Annotated in this window: 27 protein-coding genes and 1 tRNA gene; 11 read left to right on the top strand and 17 right to left on the bottom strand. The window is 59.9% G+C overall.

Annotated features, from left to right (window positions below):
• Positions 1-35: 35 nt before the first annotated feature.
• Complete coding sequence (locus LB553_RS05545; protein ID WP_224511383.1) at positions 36-1,253, bottom strand: LL-diaminopimelate aminotransferase; 1,218 nt, start codon at positions 1,251-1,253, stop codon at positions 36-38.
• Positions 1,254-1,302: 49 nt separating this feature from the next.
• Positions 1,303-1,710, bottom strand: coding sequence for a hypothetical protein (locus tag LB553_RS05540; protein WP_224511381.1), 408 nt, complete (start codon positions 1,708-1,710; stop codon positions 1,303-1,305).
• A 97-nt stretch (positions 1,711-1,807) separates the two neighbouring features.
• Here LB553_RS05540 and LB553_RS05535 point away from each other — a divergent pair, with 97 nt between their 5' ends.
• From LB553_RS05535 to LB553_RS05520, 4 genes are all read left to right on the top strand, one after another.
• A complete protein-coding gene (locus LB553_RS05535; RefSeq protein ID WP_224511378.1) occupies positions 1,808-3,643 on the top strand; it encodes a PHA/PHB synthase family protein in 1,836 nt (611 codons plus the stop codon).
• A gap of 325 nt (positions 3,644-3,968) precedes the next feature.
• Complete coding sequence (locus LB553_RS05530) at positions 3,969-5,126, top strand: YcbK family protein (RefSeq protein WP_224511481.1); 1,158 nt, start codon at positions 3,969-3,971, stop codon at positions 5,124-5,126.
• Positions 5,127-5,266: 140 nt separating this feature from the next.
• Positions 5,267-5,341: transfer RNA gene (locus LB553_RS05525), tRNA-Glu, on the top strand.
• Between the two features lie 486 nt (positions 5,342-5,827).
• Entirely contained in the window at positions 5,828-6,208 is a 381-nt protein-coding gene (locus LB553_RS05520) for a hypothetical protein (RefSeq protein WP_224511375.1), read from the top strand.
• A 417-nt stretch (positions 6,209-6,625) separates the two neighbouring features.
• On the opposite strand, the gene LB553_RS05515 is transcribed toward LB553_RS05520, so the two are convergent.
• The 4 genes from LB553_RS05515 to LB553_RS05500 are packed head-to-tail and all read right to left on the bottom strand — an operon-like array spanning position 6,626 to position 8,095.
• Entirely contained in the window at positions 6,626-6,880 is a 255-nt protein-coding gene (locus LB553_RS05515) for a hypothetical protein (RefSeq protein WP_224511373.1), read from the bottom strand.
• On the bottom strand, positions 6,877-7,122 hold the full coding sequence (locus tag LB553_RS05510; RefSeq protein ID WP_224511372.1) for a hypothetical protein: 246 nt from the start codon (positions 7,120-7,122) through the stop codon (positions 6,877-6,879). The genes LB553_RS05515 and LB553_RS05510 overlap by 4 nt, the downstream gene beginning before the upstream one ends.
• Positions 7,119-7,790 (bottom strand): hypothetical protein, encoded by a 672-nt coding sequence (locus LB553_RS05505; RefSeq protein ID WP_224511370.1) that lies wholly within the window; start codon positions 7,788-7,790, stop codon positions 7,119-7,121. The genes LB553_RS05510 and LB553_RS05505 overlap by 4 nt, the downstream gene beginning before the upstream one ends.
• On the bottom strand, positions 7,787-8,095 hold the full coding sequence (locus LB553_RS05500; protein ID WP_224511368.1) for a hypothetical protein: 309 nt from the start codon (positions 8,093-8,095) through the stop codon (positions 7,787-7,789). The genes LB553_RS05505 and LB553_RS05500 overlap by 4 nt, the downstream gene beginning before the upstream one ends.
• A 131-nt stretch (positions 8,096-8,226) precedes the next feature.
• Between LB553_RS05500 and LB553_RS05495 the strand changes: the two genes are divergently transcribed.
• Both LB553_RS05495 and LB553_RS05490 read left to right on the top strand, forming a co-directional pair.
• Positions 8,227-8,475 (top strand): helix-turn-helix domain-containing protein, encoded by a 249-nt coding sequence (locus tag LB553_RS05495; RefSeq protein ID WP_224511367.1) that lies wholly within the window; start codon positions 8,227-8,229, stop codon positions 8,473-8,475.
• Positions 8,472-8,705, top strand: coding sequence for a hypothetical protein (locus LB553_RS05490; RefSeq protein WP_224511366.1), 234 nt, complete (start codon positions 8,472-8,474; stop codon positions 8,703-8,705). Before LB553_RS05495 ends, LB553_RS05490 begins: the two co-directional genes overlap by 4 nt.
• A 783-nt stretch (positions 8,706-9,488) precedes the next feature.
• Here the strand turns inward: LB553_RS05490 and LB553_RS05485 are convergent.
• A complete protein-coding gene (locus LB553_RS05485; RefSeq protein ID WP_224511365.1) occupies positions 9,489-9,770 on the bottom strand; it encodes a hypothetical protein in 282 nt (93 codons plus the stop codon).
• A gap of 284 nt (positions 9,771-10,054) precedes the next feature.
• Between LB553_RS05485 and LB553_RS05480 the strand changes: the two genes are divergently transcribed.
• Together LB553_RS05480 and LB553_RS05475 are read left to right on the top strand one after the other, a co-directional pair.
• The gene (locus tag LB553_RS05480; protein ID WP_224511364.1) at positions 10,055-10,366 is read left to right on the top strand and encodes a hypothetical protein; all 312 of its coding nucleotides are present in this window, start codon (positions 10,055-10,057) and stop codon (positions 10,364-10,366) included.
• A 156-nt stretch (positions 10,367-10,522) separates the two neighbouring features.
• The gene (locus tag LB553_RS05475) at positions 10,523-10,744 is read left to right on the top strand and encodes a hypothetical protein (RefSeq protein WP_224511363.1); all 222 of its coding nucleotides are present in this window, start codon (positions 10,523-10,525) and stop codon (positions 10,742-10,744) included.
• A 79-nt stretch (positions 10,745-10,823) separates the two neighbouring features.
• On the opposite strand, the gene LB553_RS05470 is transcribed toward LB553_RS05475, so the two are convergent.
• The gene (locus LB553_RS05470) at positions 10,824-10,916 is read right to left on the bottom strand and encodes a putative RiPP precursor (protein WP_224511362.1); all 93 of its coding nucleotides are present in this window, start codon (positions 10,914-10,916) and stop codon (positions 10,824-10,826) included.
• A 363-nt stretch (positions 10,917-11,279) separates the two neighbouring features.
• Complete coding sequence (locus LB553_RS05465; protein ID WP_224511361.1) at positions 11,280-11,486, bottom strand: hypothetical protein; 207 nt, start codon at positions 11,484-11,486, stop codon at positions 11,280-11,282.
• A gap of 400 nt (positions 11,487-11,886) precedes the next feature.
• Between LB553_RS05465 and LB553_RS05460 the strand changes: the two genes are divergently transcribed.
• Positions 11,887-12,072, top strand: a complete 186-nt coding sequence (locus LB553_RS05460) for a DUF3606 domain-containing protein (protein ID WP_224511360.1) — start codon at positions 11,887-11,889, stop codon at positions 12,070-12,072.
• A 185-nt stretch (positions 12,073-12,257) separates the two neighbouring features.
• Complete coding sequence (locus LB553_RS05455; protein WP_224511359.1) at positions 12,258-12,416, top strand: hypothetical protein; 159 nt, start codon at positions 12,258-12,260, stop codon at positions 12,414-12,416.
• Positions 12,417-12,423: 7 nt separating this feature from the next.
• Here LB553_RS05455 and LB553_RS05450 read toward each other — a convergent pair whose 3' ends face one another.
• From LB553_RS05450 to LB553_RS05415, 8 genes are all read right to left on the bottom strand, one after another.
• Positions 12,424-12,966 (bottom strand): hypothetical protein, encoded by a 543-nt coding sequence (locus tag LB553_RS05450; protein WP_224511357.1) that lies wholly within the window; start codon positions 12,964-12,966, stop codon positions 12,424-12,426.
• Between the two features lie 165 nt (positions 12,967-13,131).
• Positions 13,132-14,094, bottom strand: a complete 963-nt coding sequence (locus tag LB553_RS05445) for a hypothetical protein (protein WP_224511355.1) — start codon at positions 14,092-14,094, stop codon at positions 13,132-13,134.
• A gap of 13 nt (positions 14,095-14,107) precedes the next feature.
• A complete protein-coding gene (locus LB553_RS05440; RefSeq protein WP_224511353.1) occupies positions 14,108-14,386 on the bottom strand; it encodes a hypothetical protein in 279 nt (92 codons plus the stop codon).
• A gap of 2 nt (positions 14,387-14,388) precedes the next feature.
• Positions 14,389-14,817, bottom strand: a complete 429-nt coding sequence (locus tag LB553_RS05435) for a hypothetical protein (protein WP_224511351.1) — start codon at positions 14,815-14,817, stop codon at positions 14,389-14,391.
• Between the two features lie 116 nt (positions 14,818-14,933).
• Positions 14,934-15,119: a hypothetical protein gene (locus LB553_RS05430; protein WP_224511349.1), complete on the bottom strand. Its 186-nt coding sequence runs from the start codon at positions 15,117-15,119 to the stop codon at positions 14,934-14,936.
• Positions 15,112-15,957, bottom strand: a complete 846-nt coding sequence (locus LB553_RS05425) for a hypothetical protein (RefSeq protein ID WP_224511348.1) — start codon at positions 15,955-15,957, stop codon at positions 15,112-15,114. The genes LB553_RS05430 and LB553_RS05425 overlap by 8 nt, the downstream gene beginning before the upstream one ends.
• 3 nt (positions 15,958-15,960) lie before the next feature.
• Positions 15,961-16,248, bottom strand: a complete 288-nt coding sequence (locus LB553_RS05420; RefSeq protein WP_224511346.1) for a hypothetical protein — start codon at positions 16,246-16,248, stop codon at positions 15,961-15,963.
• An 11-nt stretch (positions 16,249-16,259) separates the two neighbouring features.
• Positions 16,260-16,778 (bottom strand): hypothetical protein, encoded by a 519-nt coding sequence (locus LB553_RS05415; protein WP_224511343.1) that lies wholly within the window; start codon positions 16,776-16,778, stop codon positions 16,260-16,262.
• A gap of 600 nt (positions 16,779-17,378) precedes the next feature.
• Between LB553_RS05415 and LB553_RS05410 the strand changes: the two genes are divergently transcribed.
• On the top strand, positions 17,379-17,618 hold the full coding sequence (locus tag LB553_RS05410) for a hypothetical protein (RefSeq protein WP_224511341.1): 240 nt from the start codon (positions 17,379-17,381) through the stop codon (positions 17,616-17,618).
• The last annotated feature ends 133 nt before the right edge of the window (positions 17,619-17,751 follow it).

The following is a 17,751-nucleotide window of genomic DNA, read 5'->3' as shown; positions in this document are numbered from 1 at the left end:
GACGCCCCTCAAAATTCAATAAATGTCCGGCAAACTCAGCGATGAGCGGCGAGCGGCACCACGTTATTGGGCTGCTTGGCGGTGGTCGCGAGGAATTTCTTGATGTTGCGCGCCGCCTGGCGGATGCGGTGCTCGTTCTCGACCAGGGCCACGCGCACATAGTCGTCGCCATGCTCTCCGAAGCCGATGCCCGGCGCCACCGCGACATCCGCATGTTCGATGAGCAGCTTGGAGAATTCGAGCGAGCCGAGATGGCGGAACTGTTCCGGGATGGGCGCCCAGGCGAACATCGAGGCGGCTGGCGCGGGAATGGTCCAGCCGGCGCGGCTGAAGGAATCGACCACCACGTCGCGGCGCTTGTGGTAGACCTCGCGCACCTCTTCGATGTCGGCGCCGTCGCCGTTCAGCGCATGCGCCGCCGCCACCTGGATTGGCGTGAAGGCGCCATAGTCGAGGTAGGACTTCACCCGCGTCAGCGCCGAAATCAGCCGCTCGTTGCCGACCGCGAAGCCCATGCGCCATCCAGGCATGGAGAAGGTTTTCGACATCGAGGTGAACTCGACGCAGACATCCATCGCGCCCGGCACCTGCAGCACCGAAGGCGGCGGGTTGCCGTCGAAATAGATCTCCGAATAGGCGAGATCCGACAGGATGATGATGTCGTTCTTCTTCGCGAAGGCGACCACGTCCTTGTAGAAATCGAGCGAGGCGACCAGCGCCGTCGGGTTCGATGGATAATTGAGGATCAGCGCCAGCGGCTTCGGAATCGAGTGGCGGATGCCCCGCTCCACCGCCGGGATGAAGCCGTCATCGGGCTCGACCTGCAGCGAGCGGATGACACCGCCCGACATGATGAAGCCGAAGGCATGGATCGGATAGGTCGGATTGGGGCACAGGATCACGTCGCCGGGCGCGGTGATCGCTTGCGCCATGTTGGCGAAGCCTTCCTTCGAGCCAAGGGTAGCCACGACTTGCGTGTCGGGGTTGAGCTTCACGCCGAAGCGGCGCTGATAATAGGCAGCCTGGGCGCGGCGTAGGCCCGGAATGCCGCGCGAGGACGAATAACGGTGCGTGCGCGGATCGCGCACCACTTCGCATAATTTGTCGACGATGGCCTTCGGCGTCGGCAGGTCCGGATTACCCATGCCAAGGTCGATGATGTCGGCGCCTTGCGAACGGGCGCTGGCCTTCAGCCGATTGACCTGCTCGAACACGTAAGGCGGAAGCCGGCGGACCTTGTGAAATTCTTCCATTTCAGTTCCAGACGATCGAAGGGTGGCGCTTATGGCGCGCGATATAGACCTAATTGCAGTTAGGGTCGAGGGTCGGGTCGCATTTGCCCTCGATCTGCTTCAGCGTGTCATCGCCATGCGTCTTGGCAAGCGTCTTGAGCGCCGCCGAATTCGTCGGCGCCTTGACGCTGCCGCCCTTGGCAAGCTGCGCCTGCTGCTCGGCCTTGAGCCGGGCGAGGTTCGCCGCGGTCTCCTCCTTGGTGAGCTGCTTGGCGGCCACCTTCGGCGGGATGTTGAGGTTGGGGTAGGACCCGGTGTCCTTCGGGCCTTCAGTCAGCGCCGTAGGCGCCGTATTGTTCGGGCTGGTACTGGTGCAGCCGCCGGCGGGCAACAGCGCGCTTACCAACCCCGCCACCATCGCCAAGCGGCAAATCGAACCCGGCCTGAGAAAAAAGGTCCCGCCAACATTAATCGTCATATTGTTTTCCTGGCAGCCGGATTACAGCGAATTGGACCCGGTCAGATGTCCCATGGTAATATGTCAAGAAAACGCTCCGGGAGGAACCCCGCGCACCATGTCCAAAGCTCCCGATTCGGACAAAGTGGAAAATGGCGGACCTTCGGCCATCGAGCAATATCTGGTGAAGGACCCCGAGCGTTTCGCCTTGAACATGGCGCGCATGATCGAGCAGGCCGGCAAGGCGGCTTCCGCCTGGACCGAACCGCGCGAGAAGGGCGAGGTGCGCGACCATGTCGCCGAACCGGTTGTCGACATGGTCAAGACCTTCTCCAAGCTGTCGGAGTACTGGCTGGGCGACCCGCAGCGCGCGCTCGAAGCGCAGACGCGGCTCTTTGCCGGCTACATGACGGTCTGGGCGAACGCCATCCAGAAGGTCAATCCCAACGCCGAGGCGCCCCAAGATGCGGTTCAGCCGGAGCGTGGCGACAAGCGCTTCCAGGATCCGGAATGGGGCCGCAACGCCTTCTTCGACTTCTTGAAGCAGGCCTATCTCGTCACCTCGCGCTGGGCGAACGAGCTCGTCGAGCATGCCGAGGGCCTGGACGAGCACACCCGCCATAAGGCGAGCTTCTACGTCAAGCAGGTGTCGAACGCGATCGCGCCGTCGAACTTCATCCTGACCAATCCGGAGCTGTTTCGCGAAACGGTCGCCTCGAACGGCGAAAACCTGGTGCGCGGCATGAAGATGCTGGCCGAGGACATCGCCGCCGGTCGCGGCGACCTGAAGCTGCGCCAGGCCGACTACACGCCTTTCGAAATCGGCAAGAACATAGCCACCACGCCCGGCAAGGTCATCGGCCGCAGCGATGTCGCAGAGATCATCCAATATGATCCGATGACGGAGACGGTGCTGAAGCGGCCGCTGCTGATCTGCCCGCCATGGATCAACAAGTTCTATATCCTCGATCTTAACCCGCAAAAGTCCTTCATCCGCTGGGCGATCGAGCAAGGCCACACGGTCTTCGTCATTTCCTGGATCAATCCCGACGAGCGCCACGGCGCCAAGGGCTGGGAGGCCTATATCCGCGAAGGCCTGCAATTCGGCCTGGATATGGTGGAGAAGGCCACTGGGGAAAAAGAGGTCAACGCCATCGGCTACTGCGTCGGCGGCACGCTCCTGGCTGCCGCGCTGGCGCTGTTGGCGCAGGAAGGCGACGACCGCATCAAATCGGCTACCTTCTTCACCACTCAGGTCGACTTCACCTATGCGGGCGACCTCAAGGTCTTCGTCGACGAGGATCAGGTTGCCGCCGTCGAGCGCGCGATGAGTGAGAAGGGCTATCTTGAAGGCACCAAGATGGCGACCGCCTTCAACATGCTGCGCTCGGGCGACCTGATCTGGCCCTATGTCATCAACAACTACATGCGCGGCAAGGAGCCCCTGCCCTTCGACCTGCTTTACTGGAATGCCGATTCCACGCGCATGGCGGCGGCCAACCATTCCTTCTACCTGCGCAACTGCTATCTGGAGAACAATCTTTCGCGCGGCACGATGGAACTTGCCGGCCGCACCGTCTCGCTGGCCGACATCACCATCCCGGTTTACAACCTGGCGACGAAGGAAGACCACATCGCGCCGGCGCTGTCGGTGTTCCGGGGATCGCAGTTTTTCGGCGGCGACGTCGAATATGTGATGGCAGGTTCCGGCCACATCGCCGGCGTGGTCAACCCGCCGGCGGCCAAGAAATACCAGTACTGGACCGGCGGCAAGCCGGTGGGCGATTTCAACGCGTGGCTTGCCGCCGCGCACGAGCATCAAGGCTCCTGGTGGACGCACTGGCAGCACTGGATCGAGAACCAGGACAACATCCGCGTACCCGCCCGCAAACCCGGCAAGCGTATGAAAACTTTGGGAGATGCGCCGGGCACCTATGTCAAGGTACGTGTGTAACGGACTGTAATGTCTGGTGAGTTGACGGGCCGCCAAAACAGGGCGAAATGGTGGCGTCAATCGTTCGGCGGCCTCAAATCACCTTCCGATTCAGATTAATTCCGAGGCTTGCAGATTCGACACATATCCCGTTCCGGTTGGGAACAGGAGGGTTATCGCGGCGCGGTGCTGGAGTGGCGCGGCGATGACGAACCGACCGGATGTCGAGGGGGAATTTATTTTGAAATCAGCAGGTTGGCGTCTCGCACGAGGGGAAAGCCGCAGCATCGCGGCAGCGCTTTTCTCCGTGCTTCTGGCCTCCTGCACCTCGACCGGCGACCCGACGATGTCGGTGGTTTCGCCCGCTTACAATTCAACCGCCACTGAAATGAGCGCGACATCCGGCGCCAAGACTGCGACCGCGGCCGATTCGTCGCTGCAGGCGTCCGCGCCGGCCGAAGCGGCATCGACCGTGATGAGCGAGGGCGATACGCCTTTGCCCGAGAAGGTCGCCTATGTGCCGGAGACGCGGCCGCAAGCCGCCTTCCCGGCCGTCGCCGTGCCGGCGGACTCCGCTGCGATTGCCGGCAGCACGCCGCAACCGCTGGTTCAGCAGGCGCAAACGGCGGAACAGACGCAAACCGTCGCCCAGCAGGTCGCCGCCGGCGATGCCGCCGCCATTGCCTCAAAGGCCCAGGCGACCACTCAAGCCATGAGCAACGGCGTCTATGTAACCGCGGGCGAGCCCGCGCAGCCGCAGATCGCCGCGCCGAAGAAGAGCCTGTTCGCCTCGCTGTTCAGCACCACGCCGGCTTCGGCAGCACCCGCTCCCCTGATCAACAATGCGCGTTCGGGCGAGCAGTCCGCCGCGCAGGCCAAGACCACACCGCCGCCAGCCAAGCCGATCGTGACGCTGGCCTCGGCGACATCGGGCGACAAGCCGGTGCAGCTCGCGTCGATCGACAATCCGGCCAATCACATCACCGGCGCCGATGCCCTGCCCGGCGTGCGTCAGACCGCGCTGTTCGAGATCAAGCGCAAGTCCGGCATCGACGACGAGAGCGACGTCGACCTCAACGAGGATGAGGGCGGCTCGTACCAAGTGGCGTCGGCCGCCGGCATGGCCAGGCTCGCGCCCAACGGCCTTCTGAAACAGAACGAAAGCGTCGACGTCGCCTGCCTGAAACCGTCGCTGGTGCGGGTGCTGAAGACGATCGAGGGGCATTTCGGCCGCAAGATGGTCGTCACCTCCGGCTACCGCGACCCCTCGCGCAACCGCCGCGCCAACGGCGCCAAGAACTCGTTGCACATGTACTGCGCCGCCGCCGACATCCAGGTGCCTGGCGTGTCGAAGTGGGAGTTGGCGAACTATGTCCGCTCGATGCCCGGTCGCGGCGGCGTCGGCACCTATTGTCACACCGAATCCGTCCATATCGACGTCGGCCCCGAGCGAGACTGGAACTGGCGCTGCCGTCGCCGCAGCGGCGGTGGCGAGGACGGCTGAGCCCGCCTGCCCTTTCGTCCGCCCAAGCGTTTTTTCGTCAAACCCAAGTGTTTAACAGCGTTGTGAAAAAAGTTGTCGCATGTGGCTGCGAATGGGTTGCCGGTTGCCAACAACGCAATTATAAGCCGCTTCGTCTGAGCGCGCCCATCGTCTAGCGGTTAGGACACCGCCCTTTCACGGCGGTAACAGGGGTTCGATTCCCCTTGGGCGTACCAGTCTTTTCAAGCACTTAGCTATCTTTCTGGCCGATGCGTCGAATATCGGTTGAATATACGTCCGCGAACTTGCACGAACAGACGCTGATTGATTTAGCCGAATTCCTGCGACATTGTCGGCAGGGGGGCTTGCGCCCTACCGACCCGCTACGCGGCTCGTTCACGTCCGGCTGGGAGAGGAATCATACCTAATGGCCGCGCCAAAGCCGCTGGAGAACAAACGGGAAAAGCTACTTGAGGACGTAAATGATTTTCTCAGAGCTCGCGGCGGCAGAATAGAATGCACAGTCTGCCATTCGAGTGATATATCAGCTCACTACGAGTGGTACTATAAGGGCGATCAATACCTGTCATATGGTCTGTCTATATTTTCTAAGCCGAAAGAGCCTCCGGTGTCGATTTCACCAACGCTTATGCGACTTTGCCAGAACTGTGGCAATATTATGCTTATGAACGTTAACCACTTCACTTCCTGGCTCAAAGAATATGGCCGCTGAAAACAACGATCCGGTCGACCCAGCTAATGCGGTCACCAGGTTATCTGACCACCCAAGATGGACCGAGAGTCGGCGCGACTTGAAACATGGAGGTGGCGACGGTACATCTGGCGGGATGGAAGCGCGTGTAAAATCGCTCGAGGATAAGTTCGAGAAGATCGACACCAAGCTGACTGGCATCGCTACCGATCTCGCCTATTTGAAAGGAAAGTCGGAGGGCGCGCCGTCTGCCAAGGATTTCGGCGAACTCAAAGGCCGCGTTGAAGCCCTGCCAACCACCTCGAAGCTGGCGACTGTAATTGGCATTGTAGGAGCAATCGTCGCCATCGTGACGAAATGGGCAGATATTAAGACTGCATTGGGCTGGTGAAAAAGCCCGCCACCGTGAGGCAGCGAGGCGGCGAATTAACCAAGGTTGACCTTCTCCCGGAACATTCGTCGCTTAACATTTGTTAGTGGCGCATGATCGCGTCGCCGCCGCCACCGCGCATCTTGGCCCTTGCAATTCTGCTTCAGGTAGCCTTGCGGATGCATCTGGCCTCTCAGCAAGCACCAACCAAGAAATGGGCCCGGAAGCAGAAGCGCCCGCTACGTTGCCGCAGCGAGCGCCTCCAGTCCGTACCCCTCGTCCGCAAAAAGCCTACGCCTGGCTTAGATGGATAATAAGCGCGCCATGGTTGAAGCACGGCATATTCAGGCCGCGTGACTTTTCTGCCACGGACACAAAGAGGGCCCGGAAGCCGAAGCCGCCGGGCCGTTGGTGGTTCAGAATGAACCGGCAATGGGCTCAGTTCATCGGCGAGTGCGACTCACCCATTAGCCGCCGAGCCGCTTCCCTGGCCCCTGTGGCGTTCGCCATCGCGACCATCGTGTCGGCCGTGACGATGAACTTAGCCACGCATACGCGTTCCTGGCTACCGTCATACGCGCGCTGATTGGCGTAATAGGACACGCGGAACAAATTGGCCGCGATCTCCTCCACGCGGCCAACGCCTTGCACGAAGGTATCAAGGATCACGACGGGTTCTACCATCTCGCTCATTCGACGGCCCCGCCCTTCTGGTCTTCCCACCCCTTGTAATAGGCGCGCTTCAATTCGCCTGACAGCTTGGACGCCATACTGATCACGAAGAACAGCCGGTCGGCTTCGCCCCTGTCGATTTGGACAAGTTCGGCTTGGGCGAAATCTCTCTCCATCATATCCTGGAGAACGTCTACTGCGGCGTCTACATCGCAGATCAGCGGCTCCAGATCGCCAAAGGTGGTCTTCTCAATCCCCCTCATGCCGCACCGCCTTGCACGAGACGCACGATGTCCGCCGAAATCGAGACGAGCGCATCGCCCGACTCAGGAAGGCAAAGGCTCTTTGCTGTCCTGACTTTGACGGCCATCCCCTCTAAGGTGTGCGCGGGAATATCGAAGATGCGCTGGCCGATGTCCCAGTGCTCACTCACCGCATCATCGTATTCGGCCTCTTTGGCGTCAAAGTCGTGCAAGCGGTGCTGTTCATCGCACCTTGCAGAATATTCGTCCCATGCGGCTTGGATCTGGGCTCGTTCCTTTGCCACCGCCTCATGCCACGCTTGCACGGGTGCCGGGCGCCAATCGAAACCATCCTTCACCATGTCGCCGAACATCGTGCGATCCCTTGTCGATATCAGCATGTCCCAGAGGTCTTTGGGCATGGTTGGCGTGACCCAATCCCTCGGGTTCAGCGGCTTGGCACCGGCTGCTTTCTCAGCCTTCCGGCTCAACCGGCTTTGCGCCCGTTCGAGCTTGTCCATTCGAACTTTGACGGTTTCCAGCTCCTGTTCGAGCTGGAATAGCTCGGCGTCTGGATGATGCGGTGCGGCAGCCTCGGGCATAGCGAGAGCCGCTGTAGCGCCAGCTATGGCCGGCAGAGAGGCGAGTGCGCCGAGTGCCGCGCGACGGGTCAAGGTTTGATTGGTCATGACAGCGTCTCCTGCCTGTTCTGCCTTGCTGCTAGTTCCAACGCATTAATCGAAGCACCCGCCATGCCCTGGACTAGTCTCAAGGTTCGGCGAATATCGCCGGCCGCCCCGCGCACATTCCCGTGCTCCTCAAGCTTCTCCATGGCAAGTGCACACACGCCGATCAGCGCGTCGACATCATAGGCACGGTCGATGTCGTCCTCGGTGATCGTGACGCGCTCGACGGGCAATTGAGCGACGTTCGAATTGAGTTTCATATTGGCAGATGGCAAAGCTTCGCCAGCCGCCCGAACAGTGTTCGGCATCGGTATTTCCCCCTATCGGTTTTGTGGAAACCTGATTGTTCCCCGCCCCTGGAACGTGATATTGCTTTTTGTGAAAGTCAACGTATTTTGTTGACGTCACAAAATTTTATAAACAGGTTTGAGGGAACACAATGCAACCAGCTCAATCACGCGCGGGTCGCGGCCTTATCGCGTGGTCACAAGGTCAACTCGCGGAAGCGGCCGGCGTCAGCTTGTCGACTGTTCGGGACTTTGAAGCGGGACGGAGAATCCCGATTGCCAACAATATGGCGGCCATTCGGGCGGCGCTTGAAGGTGCTGGTGTCGTGCTGATAGAGGCAAATGATCACGGCGCGGGCGTGATGCTGCGCAAGAGCGGCGGCCAGGACGGTGCCGGATGATCGATTGCGGCGCGGGGCGTGAGGTTGAGGAAGGGCTGACTGTCATGCACCACGACAAGTGGCCCGCACTGACCCTTGGCATTCTGATGATCGCCGCCTTTGTTGCGGGGATGGCGTTTCTCGCTGGCGGAAAGCAGGGCGTGAAAGACCTATTCCGAGCAATCGGCTGGATGTGGCTCCTTATCATCGGCGGAGCGTTGGCGGTCGTGTTGCTCCTTTCCCTGCGGTGACGCCAAAATGAGTTTCCTGCCGCCGCCGGCCGAGCCGGTAACACTCACGAAGCAATTCGGTGCATTTCGGCAAGTCGAAGCCGCAATTGAAGCTTTCGAAGCAGGTCGCTTTGAGTGCGCCATAACTTTGGCTGGCGCAGCGGAAGGGATGCTGCCGGAGGATGCTAAGCAGCCGCTCTTTAGCGGGCTCGTCGACCATCCTAAAAGGCCAGCATCTGTCACCGAAAGGACTTCATCACGGTTGTCAATCTAGAGCGCGATTGGCTAAAGCACCTCACGCCTGATTTTGGCGCCGAGATTGACGCTGCTTTCATGGTCGTTAGGGCGATGGCGCGCCTGGAACGATGGTCTCCCAAAATGGAGGCCTTCAAGGTCTGGTACATGCACTTTATCCGCCCCATATGAAGCGGCCAGACAGCCACCAGCGCGCGCCATTCGCCGCCCCACTGTGCTAAAAGCTACACCTCGGCTCCACAGTGTCCCTTCCTCCATTCGCACGACGGAAGGTTGAGTGATTGCAGCTATAAATAGTTCCAGCCGGTGCCGTGCCATGTATCTAGTCCGAGCTCCGCCGGTCAGGCCCGGCTCGCGCAGCCTACCCCGCTTCGCGCCGGGCCGCCGGCGGCACGGCATCCGGGACAGAAAACCCGGTGGAATGTAACCAACCGTGATATTCATGCAGTCTTGCTAATGTAACCTCTGCATCGGCCGACTCGCTAACCCCGAGTCGGCTTGGCCCGGCGGTTCAACCCAACGCACCCCAACGCGGAACTGTCGGGCCGCTTATGGACAAGGCGTCCAGCCCTTGCGCTGCTCCGGCGTGAGGGCGTGATTGGTGAATTGCAAGTTCCGGTCATCTCGGCCGGCTGCGCGGCATTCGCTGCAGTAAATCACTTCGACCAGCCCCCAATGCATGCAGGAGTGATCCGGGCCGAGCCGTTTGACCAGTTCGGCTACATCGAGCAGAGCAGTTCGCCTGCATGTGAGGCAATAGACCGACAGGCCAGTGCCGGCCTGGAGCTTCTTGCCGAGAGTGTCTTCAACGAAGGGGTATTTATTGCCCATGGCGATCTCCAGCGAGGTCGCCCCATCCGAGTCCGAAATAAGAGCCCCCGGCGCGCTTGCCAAGGCGTTACGCGATCACACCATGTCGATCGCAGATGTTTTAGCTAAGCTGCATATGCGGCGGACCACGGTTCGCCAGGTCGGCGCACCCTCAGGCAATCTCCCCAACGAGAGGCGCCGGCCACTCTTAGCCCGTCGCTAGGTGTGGGGGCACACCAGCGGCGGGCTATCGGCGAACATTAGCAACAGCTTGACTAAGCCGCCGCACGCCCCAGACTCATCCCATGGCTAAGGAGAACATCAAGGTCGGCGATACCGTCGCCATCACGGCAACCATCCGCAAGCGTGTCACAGAGGACAGGGTTAGCGTACTGATCCCTTCATATCACCAGCCGCATTCGATCGTGGACACCTCGCCGAATATCAGCAGCGGGCAGAAGATCGAGCTAACCGGCGAAGTTATGCGCGTTGATGATGACACTGTGACAGTCGGCGGCAAGTATCTTGGGATCACCGTGAAGCGTAGCGCCGTGAGGCTAGTCACCAGCCACTTGGCACCGAAGCGCCAGACATCGGAACAGAAAGCCCGCCGCTAATCGACCAAGCGGCGGGCTACATAGGGGGGACTTACGGGCGAGCGGCCCGGAGGGACGAATGAGCCGCTCACCCGTGCAAACTCGCCGATTTCAAAACGGTTCCAGACTTGCAGGGAACATTTTAGCTAAAGTGAATGTTTGTTCGCCATGGAGACGATGGACATCACCGAGTGCCGCGCTGCGCTGCGCCTGATCCGGGCGACGATCGAGGAGCATTGCCCGCCCGGCGTGCTGATGAGCGAGGAGCAGGTGAACGGGCACTATGGCCCTACATTGCTGGACGAAGCTGAGGCGTTGTCGGTAGCGATTGTCGCTACGGTCGAGCGGCTCTCCATCGACGGCACGGCGAAGCCGCCCGCGCCCAGCATCAAGGCCTAAATCACAAAAGGCCCGCCGACCGAAGCCGGCAGGCTTTCCAAAGGCGAAACCGGGTTGTTACTTCACCATATGATCGCAGTCAGTCGACCAAAACCGATGACGGCGGAACGGCCGTGACGGCGCTCAGCTTTTCCCGCTTCTTCAAGACCGGCTTCTCGTAGGTTTTCTTCATAAAACTCCCCCTGAGTTCGGATGATATACCTCAAACGCGATGAAACTGGCCTGTGCTATCACCAGTTGTCAAGATAATGAACCAAAGTCGCGGCCGAGGGCTTGCTGTAGCTCGGGAGCAACATCGAGGGGGATTCCGCAGGCCGGGCGGCCAGAACGCCGTAAAATAAAGATGCCCGGCCTGGGGGAAGTCTAGGGGACTAGGCAAGACAGGCCGGGCCCTTACCCCGTGTGCGGTGCGGGGCAGGCTGACATCATGCGCCGCTCTTGACCCTGCCGCATTAACAATTTTAGCCCGGCCTAAAGAAAAGCCCATCGCAGCTCTGAGCGTAAAGCGACGGGCCTTCTGCGGCTTCCAAGACGGCTACACCCCTGAGGGGGGATCGGCCGTATCGACATTGTTGATACGAGAGCGTCGGCTCGCCTCTGCTCTGAGTGTTCGCCGAAGGAAGCGCTTGGCGCACGCCTCCCAGTCGACAGGTGTAGTCCCCTGCTTGCGAATAGACAGTTTGAAAGCCTCTCGCAGCGCGTCGAGCTCGAACACCGAAAGTCGTTGTGCCTTCTTCACCATGGCCCGCCGCTCCTGGGTATCATCGGCGGCCTCGCAAATGCGCATCAAATATCGCGAGCTTGAGCCCGTATGTCAGGCGGGTTTGCGCGCTGCAGGCCTCGCAGACGAAGACCTTGGCGCTCTTGATCCACGATCCTTTTCGGACCACCGCAGTTTTCACACCCCGGGCAATGGAAGGTGAGATCGGCATCGAACAGCTCACGCGCAAGTGTCATCACTTCGTCTCCGCCTTCTGATCGGCGAAGCAAAATTGATGCCTAGATACCGTCCCAGTCTGACACGGGGCGGTGCTGTGATCCGTCCGGCCCCTTATAGGAGTTCCTGATCCGATGGGAGCACCCAGCGCCGGGGAACATTCATTGCCCGCTGCTGTTCTCTCTGACCACCGGGAGGAACAGCTATGGCAGACGACAAGAGCAAGCGCGGTCCGCGTGACCGCGACCGGGTATCAGCGGATGAGGATTACGAGGTCCGACACTTCGCCAACAAGGTTGGGCTGACGGTCCAACAGGTTCGAGATCTGATCAAGCAGCATGGCAACGATCGGAGGACGCTGGAACGCGAGGCGGAGAAGCTTCGAGGATGAAGATTTCAGAACTGGGCCGCCCAATCGTGGGACATCGGCATGGCGGCGAGCCGGTCAGGGAGTCCGATCACTTCATCCTATGCCCCACAGTGGAGCTGGACAGCTAGGCAGTCGCTAAGACCTGGTGCGAAAACGCCAATTGATGGGGGATTCACAGACTCACAGTTTCGATCTATGATTCAGCCATGGAACACGCGCTTGATGATCTTGCTCGAATCCTGAAGACCCGGCCAGAGCGCTTACGGGACCGCTACGGCGCCTTGGCGCTGCGCTTGGCCGAAAGTCTCGCTACGGGCCTCGCAATCGGCGTGGGCTTCGCGATCGTCCACGCCTTGGCGGGCTAAGACCAGTTCACTTGTGACTTTGGACCGCCTTGAACCATCCAGTAAATGGGTCGTCGCCCTTCGTAAGGGTGGTGAAGATGTCATTCTGCTGTTTTTCCCAATCAGGCGGGAGTTGAAATTTAGCGGGCTCTGTACCCGCTGGTCCAAGCCTAATGGCAACCCACCGCTCGAAGGCGGTTTGCTGGTCTACTGACCTTGAAAGTCTCATGTCGACCGACTGAATGCTGCCGTCGAGCCGGGTGACCGAGTTCGATAGATCGTTGAGCCGAGAGTTCGTAATTTTGAGTTCGGCGGTCAGATTGCCAAACTCATTCTTAAGCTCACTTCCCGTTGATTGAGCATAATCGCGCGTCTGTTCATTGCCATCTTGCGTCTTGGTGAGAGCGGCACGAATGTCGGCCACATCGTTCTGGAGACTGCCCATCGTAAAGGACCATAACACCCAGGCGGTCACGACCAAGGTGCTAGCTAAGGTTAAAGCCCCACCAACTATCAAACCGATTGCTTGCTTTACAGTCATTGTGATGATCGCTTCTTTTGCGGCTGCCATGGCATCCCCCAGGTTGTTGGCCTGACCGATATACCACTGATTAGCCGAACTAAGTACAATTCCAAATCCCGACGATAAGTTCCGCTTCGTACCCTGAAGCGAAACACGAACCGGACAACCGCCCCCGCCGCGGCGCTCCGCGCTCCTCGCCCGGCGAGTTGTTCCTCAGCTGATCTTGAATTCGATCTCTACCAGCCAAGGTCCGCTGTTCGTGGTGCCTGCCGTCTGCCGCAGCTTGTAGTAACGGTAGGCCGTTGAGTTGGCGCGTGCGATATCGAGGAGCTGCGTACCGCCAAGCGTGAAGCTTGCTCCGATCGTGGTATAGCTGGAATCGTCGTTCGATCCCTCCCACACCCAGGTGCCATGAGAACCCGTCGCGCTCGTCAATGAGCCAGCGGTTTGCACCCACAAGAATTCCGTTATGATTTTCCCGGAGCCTAGGTCGAACTTGATCTCCCTGGTGCTCTCGCTCCCGGTAAATGCTGCTGAGTCCGTGCCGCTGGCGCCGAATGCTCCATCGACCAGATTGCTGATGGATGACGAAAAGCCAAGCGAGGCGGTGGTCGTCACAGCTATCGTGCCCGTCCGGTCACCAGCCTCCAACGCGTCGCGGGCGCCGTCCGTGGTCGTGTCGGCGAGGGAAAACTCGACCTCGACAAGCCAAGGGCTGCTGCTTGTCGTGCCGGCAGTTTGCCGCAACTTATAATAACGATATCCATTTCCATTGCTGAACGTATACGTCGAGCAAATCCCGCCGAGCGTGAAAGACGATCCAATTTGCGTATAGGAACTGTCGTCGTTGGACGCCTCAAGCACCCAAGTACCGTGAGTGTTGGGCTGGTTTTGTACCCACCTGAAGCCGTTGACGATTTTGGTGATGCCGCTCCCGAAATCGAACTTGATTTCCTTCGACGACTGCCCGTTGGTGAACCAGCAGGCGCCCGTTGAATTTACCGTGAAGTCGCCGTCAACAATGTTGTTGATGGTCCCCGCGCCAAGGCTCGCGGTGGTGGTTACGGCAATCGACGCGGTACGATCGCCGCGCCCGCCGCTATTCCAGTAGGACGGCGTGCGGACAACCGGAGGTGGACCATTGTTCTGGCCGAAGAATGCGCCGCCTAAAAGCATGCATTGATCTCCTTTATGCTCTCGATGCCTGGAGCACGAGTTCATTGAACATTTCGCGCGCCCGCTGCTTGGCTGTCTCGGTGCTTTCGCCGGGAGCGGCGTAATAGTTGAGGGTGATATCGGAGCCAGGTTGCGCAACGGAAACCTGGTTCTTGTGCGCGGCGAGGAAGGCACCCATAGCGGTCTCGGTCTCTTCGAGGGCCGCCAACCCGCTGCCCGTGACCTGGAATGCCATCTCGATTCCGGCCACGATCAAATTTCGGGCTATGTGAAGCCGCTCTTCCTGGGTCATGATCATTCCCACGGCGGCCGGAAGTTGGGGCCATTCGCAGCCTTTCGACCGGCGGTCTTCGGATCAAGGCTTTGAACAGTGATGCGCAAGCTGCGAGCCGCGGCTAGTGCCGATCGGGACTCCCGTTCCCGCATCTTCAGAAGGCGATCGAGCCGCTCCAGGCCGCCGGATTCCTTCAACCAGTCGGCCCTAAATTCGGCGATGAGCTTCGAGAGATCGCGGGCGCTGACAGCGTGTCGAGCATAGGCCGCAAGCTGCTCGGCATTTTCGGGCCGAATCCATCCCCTGGGCATCGCCGCTAGAACTTCCATCCACACAGCGACTTCCGCTTCGGAAAGGCCCTCGGCTGGTGCCACATCGGTCTTTGAACCGACCTTGACGACCGAAGCCACCGCGAAGCTTGCTGCTGATCGTCTGCCGCGTACTGCCATGTTCAAAGCTCACTTCTGAAACAAAAATTCTGGCCGTTTATGAAAAGAAAACTGCCCGAGCGGTCTGTGGAGAGATGCCTTTTTTGGACGCGACCACGCCCCCCGGGGTATGACGGTCATGGTATCGCCCTCCATGCCTCAGGACGGGCAGCGGCACGCCATTGCTGATGGTCGAGGTTCTCCTCCTTGATCGGATCGGGGAGATCGAATGACTGCATCCACAGTGCATCGTCTTTGCCATAGCCGTAGAGGACGATGGTGCGGCCATTCTCGGCGAGCACCACATCGATCTGTTCAAGCATTGGTGCTGGCATGAGCCCTCTCCAACTTCGCTGCATCGCCGCGCTTGACGCAAAGCTTCCATGTTCCTGGTGCGGTCCCAGGCTTGACGCCCTTGCTTGCTACCTCAGCGTGCCAGAGCGCGCCGCCGGCAGTGGTGAATTGTCCTCGCTCGTATTGGTGGCCCTCTGCCCATACGCCCGCGTAAGGCACCTCAGGCTCACTGTGCTTTGCCGCAGTCTTGGATGCTCTGTCTGCAATCGGGCGGCTGAAGAACTTCGTTTCGTTCGAGCCGAGCTGATAGACCTCGAGCACGGAATCGGGGTTTGCCCCGGTTTGGCAGATGGACACCTCTAGAAGCTCCCAAGAGCCATAGAAGGTTTTGCCCTCGACAATCCCTTGCATGCGCAAGGAAGAATTGCGCGCGGCACCGGACAGACAGCGCAACTCACCCGAGCGGATTAATTCCCACGCGAAGTCACCCGCCTCGTTGTCGTTGATCTGTGCTCGGATATAGATCCGGTCTTGCGAGCGCCTGACGTAGAACACCTCGCCAATGGGCGCGTCGTAGCCCTTATGGCTGGACAGAAGCGGCACCGGCAATTCGCAGTCCATGCCGTTGGCGATCAGTGCATATCCGTGGCTGTTGATGCTGGAACTGCTCGCAAGGCCGTGGATCATTCGAGCGCCAGGACGAGCAGGTATCGACATCTCGTCGGTGCCGTCCTGTCGTTTGGTCCATGTCGGCTTGGCAGGAGCGGCCCTTGGCGCGTATTGCGCTTCAAGATCGGCAATCCTCTTGGCCTCGATCTCCTGCCAGAGCCTTGCGATTGTCTCGTCGTGGGTTTCCTGCCTGCGCAAAGTTCACACCCTCTCGCCGTAGCGACGGAAGAAGTTGTCCTTCATCACCTTCACGGCTTTGCAGTTGTGTTCGTTCAGGCCGGCGCGATCGAGTTTGCGAATTTGTTCGAGGTCTTTGGCCCGCTGCACCGGATCGCCGCCCCTAAGCTTGACGACGCGAACCGGCTTCGCTTTCGCTCCTGCGCTACTCAGCTTCACCTTTGCAGCCGGCTTTCTCGTTGGCTGAGATGCCCGGAGCCCGCGCAACGGGTCGGACTTGGCCAAAATTCCCATGTCTCGCACGATGTACATTTCGATATCCTTCAGTCGACCGCGTTCAAAATCTTGCGCAACATCTGCAAGCCATGAGCCCCGAGCAGGCTCTGGCAGCGGCTTGGCATCTTGGAGGGAAGCCGCACCTTGGCCTCTATCGACGCGGCGTAGAATTGGGCTCCGATACCGATGAGGTCTTCGAGCTGGTCGATCTTCTCGGAGATGGCATTGCGATATGCGTCGATCTTGCTCCGAAGCGCCGCAAGCTCATCGTCAAAGGCCGCACGCTGGGCTTCGAGCGCCCGCATCGCCTCGAGCTCCCTAGCCTGGAAAGGAGCAATCTCGGCGCCGGCCTGATCGACTTCGGCCGCCGTAATCTTCGGCGGTTGGCCCGGCGTCTGGTTGAAGTACTGCCGATGCATCTCGCGGTGCCTGGCCTGAGCCGCCTCACGTTCCGCTACGGCACCCTGCCACTTGCGCTCGGCCTCGGCGATCTCGGCCGGCTTCGGCGGGATCTTCAAGACGCTGGCGAAATCTAGTTCGGTTGCCTTTGGAGTTTTGGCTAGCATGGTGGTTCTCCTACTCGCTGGACAATTTACGCCCAGAAGCAACCGCCGTGATTAACGCGTTTGTCGCTATTCGCACTATTGCCCTAGCGAGCCGGTTTCTATTGCGACTTCCGGCCTCATCAACTGCTCCGGCTTCGAGCGCTAGGCCGACAAGCACATGATCAATTTGCACCGGAACAAGGATGGCGCCCGATTCTTCGCGCTGCTTCATGCGCTCATAGCGTTCGCGGCCGAGACGGCGCCTACGTTCAAGGCGCTCTTCAGGGGTGCCGATTGGTGGCCGGCCGCGACTCATGGCAGCCACCATGCCGCAGGAACCATTGCTGCCGGCGCCGGTTGGTTTCTTGAAGGGACCAGACCCCGGGAGTTAACGGTATGACGGTCGAACTTGTAGTTCTGGAAATGGCAGCTGCGAGACAACGTGCGAAGCGTGCCGCTCTCTCGCTCAAGCGAGCGGAAGAGATGCTCGACGCAAGCCATGGGGTTGCCGTCAGCATTGCGCTTTGCGACCGCGTTCGAAATGGGCAGGCGCGAGCGAAGGCGGCCCGGCGGCGACTGAGGATGATAGCGCCGAAAAATTCGGTGTGAGGAGCTAAGCTCTTGCTGGTCGGCGATTTTGACACCGCATCGATGTACGGCCACCAACTGTTCCGCGACGCCAAGATCGCGATGTTGACCCACCGGGTGCTCTTTCACCTGGAGATAACGGCGGCTTCCCTCAGCGAGGTCGAAGAGGCTTTGGAAGAGTTCGCCGCTTCTGCGAACGAGCCGATCGCCGAAATGGTCGCGCCTCGGTCGGCTTTCCTTCACCTGGACGTAGGGCAGACGCTGGAGCTCTGACGAAAACCTCAGAAGACTTCTTTTTCCAAAGCGAACCTCTAAAGTCTCTTTTTCGGTTTTTCGTATGGGTATGGTCTCAATCTCGGTCTCCGTCTCCGTCTCGGTATATCGATAGTCCTGCGATACCCTATCC

This window comes from Mesorhizobium sp. CA8, assembly GCF_020164955.1.
Classification (GTDB): Bacteria; Pseudomonadota; Alphaproteobacteria; order Rhizobiales; family Rhizobiaceae; genus Mesorhizobium.
Note: the sequence above shows the minus strand (reverse complement) of the source record. Positions and strands in the feature narration are given on the sequence as shown.

What these genes read in the sequence shown, in the direction of transcription:
- LB553_RS05435 (WP_224511351.1), bottom strand. Translation starts at nt 14,817, where the DNA reads ATGGCAGTACGCGGCAGACGATCAGCAGCAAGCTTCGCGGTGGCTTCG.
- LB553_RS05500 (WP_224511368.1), bottom strand. Translation starts at nt 8,095, where the DNA reads ATGCCGAACACTGTTCGGGCGGCTGGCGAAGCTTTGCCATCTGCCAAT.
- LB553_RS05540 (WP_224511381.1), bottom strand. Translation starts at nt 1,710, where the DNA reads ATGACGATTAATGTTGGCGGGACCTTTTTTCTCAGGCCGGGTTCGATT.
- LB553_RS05535 (WP_224511378.1), top strand. Translation starts at nt 1,808, where the DNA reads ATGTCCAAAGCTCCCGATTCGGACAAAGTGGAAAATGGCGGACCTTCG.
- LB553_RS05460 (WP_224511360.1), top strand. Translation starts at nt 11,887, where the DNA reads ATGGCAGACGACAAGAGCAAGCGCGGTCCGCGTGACCGCGACCGGGTA.
- LB553_RS05455 (WP_224511359.1), top strand. Translation starts at nt 12,258, where the DNA reads ATGGAACACGCGCTTGATGATCTTGCTCGAATCCTGAAGACCCGGCCA.
- LB553_RS05480 (WP_224511364.1), top strand. Translation starts at nt 10,055, where the DNA reads ATGGCTAAGGAGAACATCAAGGTCGGCGATACCGTCGCCATCACGGCA.
- LB553_RS05475 (WP_224511363.1), top strand. Translation starts at nt 10,523, where the DNA reads ATGGACATCACCGAGTGCCGCGCTGCGCTGCGCCTGATCCGGGCGACG.
- LB553_RS05485 (WP_224511365.1), bottom strand. Translation starts at nt 9,770, where the DNA reads ATGGGCAATAAATACCCCTTCGTTGAAGACACTCTCGGCAAGAAGCTC.
- LB553_RS05440 (WP_224511353.1), bottom strand. Translation starts at nt 14,386, where the DNA reads ATGACCCAGGAAGAGCGGCTTCACATAGCCCGAAATTTGATCGTGGCC.
- LB553_RS05495 (WP_224511367.1), top strand. Translation starts at nt 8,227, where the DNA reads ATGCAACCAGCTCAATCACGCGCGGGTCGCGGCCTTATCGCGTGGTCA.
- LB553_RS05530 (WP_224511481.1), top strand. Translation starts at nt 3,969, where the DNA reads ATGTCGGTGGTTTCGCCCGCTTACAATTCAACCGCCACTGAAATGAGC.
- LB553_RS05490 (WP_224511366.1), top strand. Translation starts at nt 8,472, where the DNA reads ATGATCGATTGCGGCGCGGGGCGTGAGGTTGAGGAAGGGCTGACTGTC.
- LB553_RS05510 (WP_224511372.1), bottom strand. Translation starts at nt 7,122, where the DNA reads ATGAGGGGGATTGAGAAGACCACCTTTGGCGATCTGGAGCCGCTGATC.
- LB553_RS05415 (WP_224511343.1), bottom strand. Translation starts at nt 16,778, where the DNA reads ATGCTAGCCAAAACTCCAAAGGCAACCGAACTAGATTTCGCCAGCGTC.
- LB553_RS05545 (WP_224511383.1), bottom strand. Translation starts at nt 1,253, where the DNA reads ATGGAAGAATTTCACAAGGTCCGCCGGCTTCCGCCTTACGTGTTCGAG.
- LB553_RS05445 (WP_224511355.1), bottom strand. Translation starts at nt 14,094, where the DNA reads ATGCTTTTAGGCGGCGCATTCTTCGGCCAGAACAATGGTCCACCTCCG.
- LB553_RS05515 (WP_224511373.1), bottom strand. Translation starts at nt 6,880, where the DNA reads ATGAGCGAGATGGTAGAACCCGTCGTGATCCTTGATACCTTCGTGCAA.
- LB553_RS05470 (WP_224511362.1), bottom strand. Translation starts at nt 10,916, where the DNA reads ATGAAGAAAACCTACGAGAAGCCGGTCTTGAAGAAGCGGGAAAAGCTG.
- LB553_RS05505 (WP_224511370.1), bottom strand. Translation starts at nt 7,790, where the DNA reads ATGACCAATCAAACCTTGACCCGTCGCGCGGCACTCGGCGCACTCGCC.
- LB553_RS05430 (WP_224511349.1), bottom strand. Translation starts at nt 15,119, where the DNA reads ATGCTTGAACAGATCGATGTGGTGCTCGCCGAGAATGGCCGCACCATC.
- LB553_RS05450 (WP_224511357.1), bottom strand. Translation starts at nt 12,966, where the DNA reads ATGGCAGCCGCAAAAGAAGCGATCATCACAATGACTGTAAAGCAAGCA.
- LB553_RS05420 (WP_224511346.1), bottom strand. Translation starts at nt 16,248, where the DNA reads ATGTACATCGTGCGAGACATGGGAATTTTGGCCAAGTCCGACCCGTTG.
- LB553_RS05465 (WP_224511361.1), bottom strand. Translation starts at nt 11,486, where the DNA reads ATGGTGAAGAAGGCACAACGACTTTCGGTGTTCGAGCTCGACGCGCTG.
- LB553_RS05520 (WP_224511375.1), top strand. Translation starts at nt 5,828, where the DNA reads ATGGCCGCTGAAAACAACGATCCGGTCGACCCAGCTAATGCGGTCACC.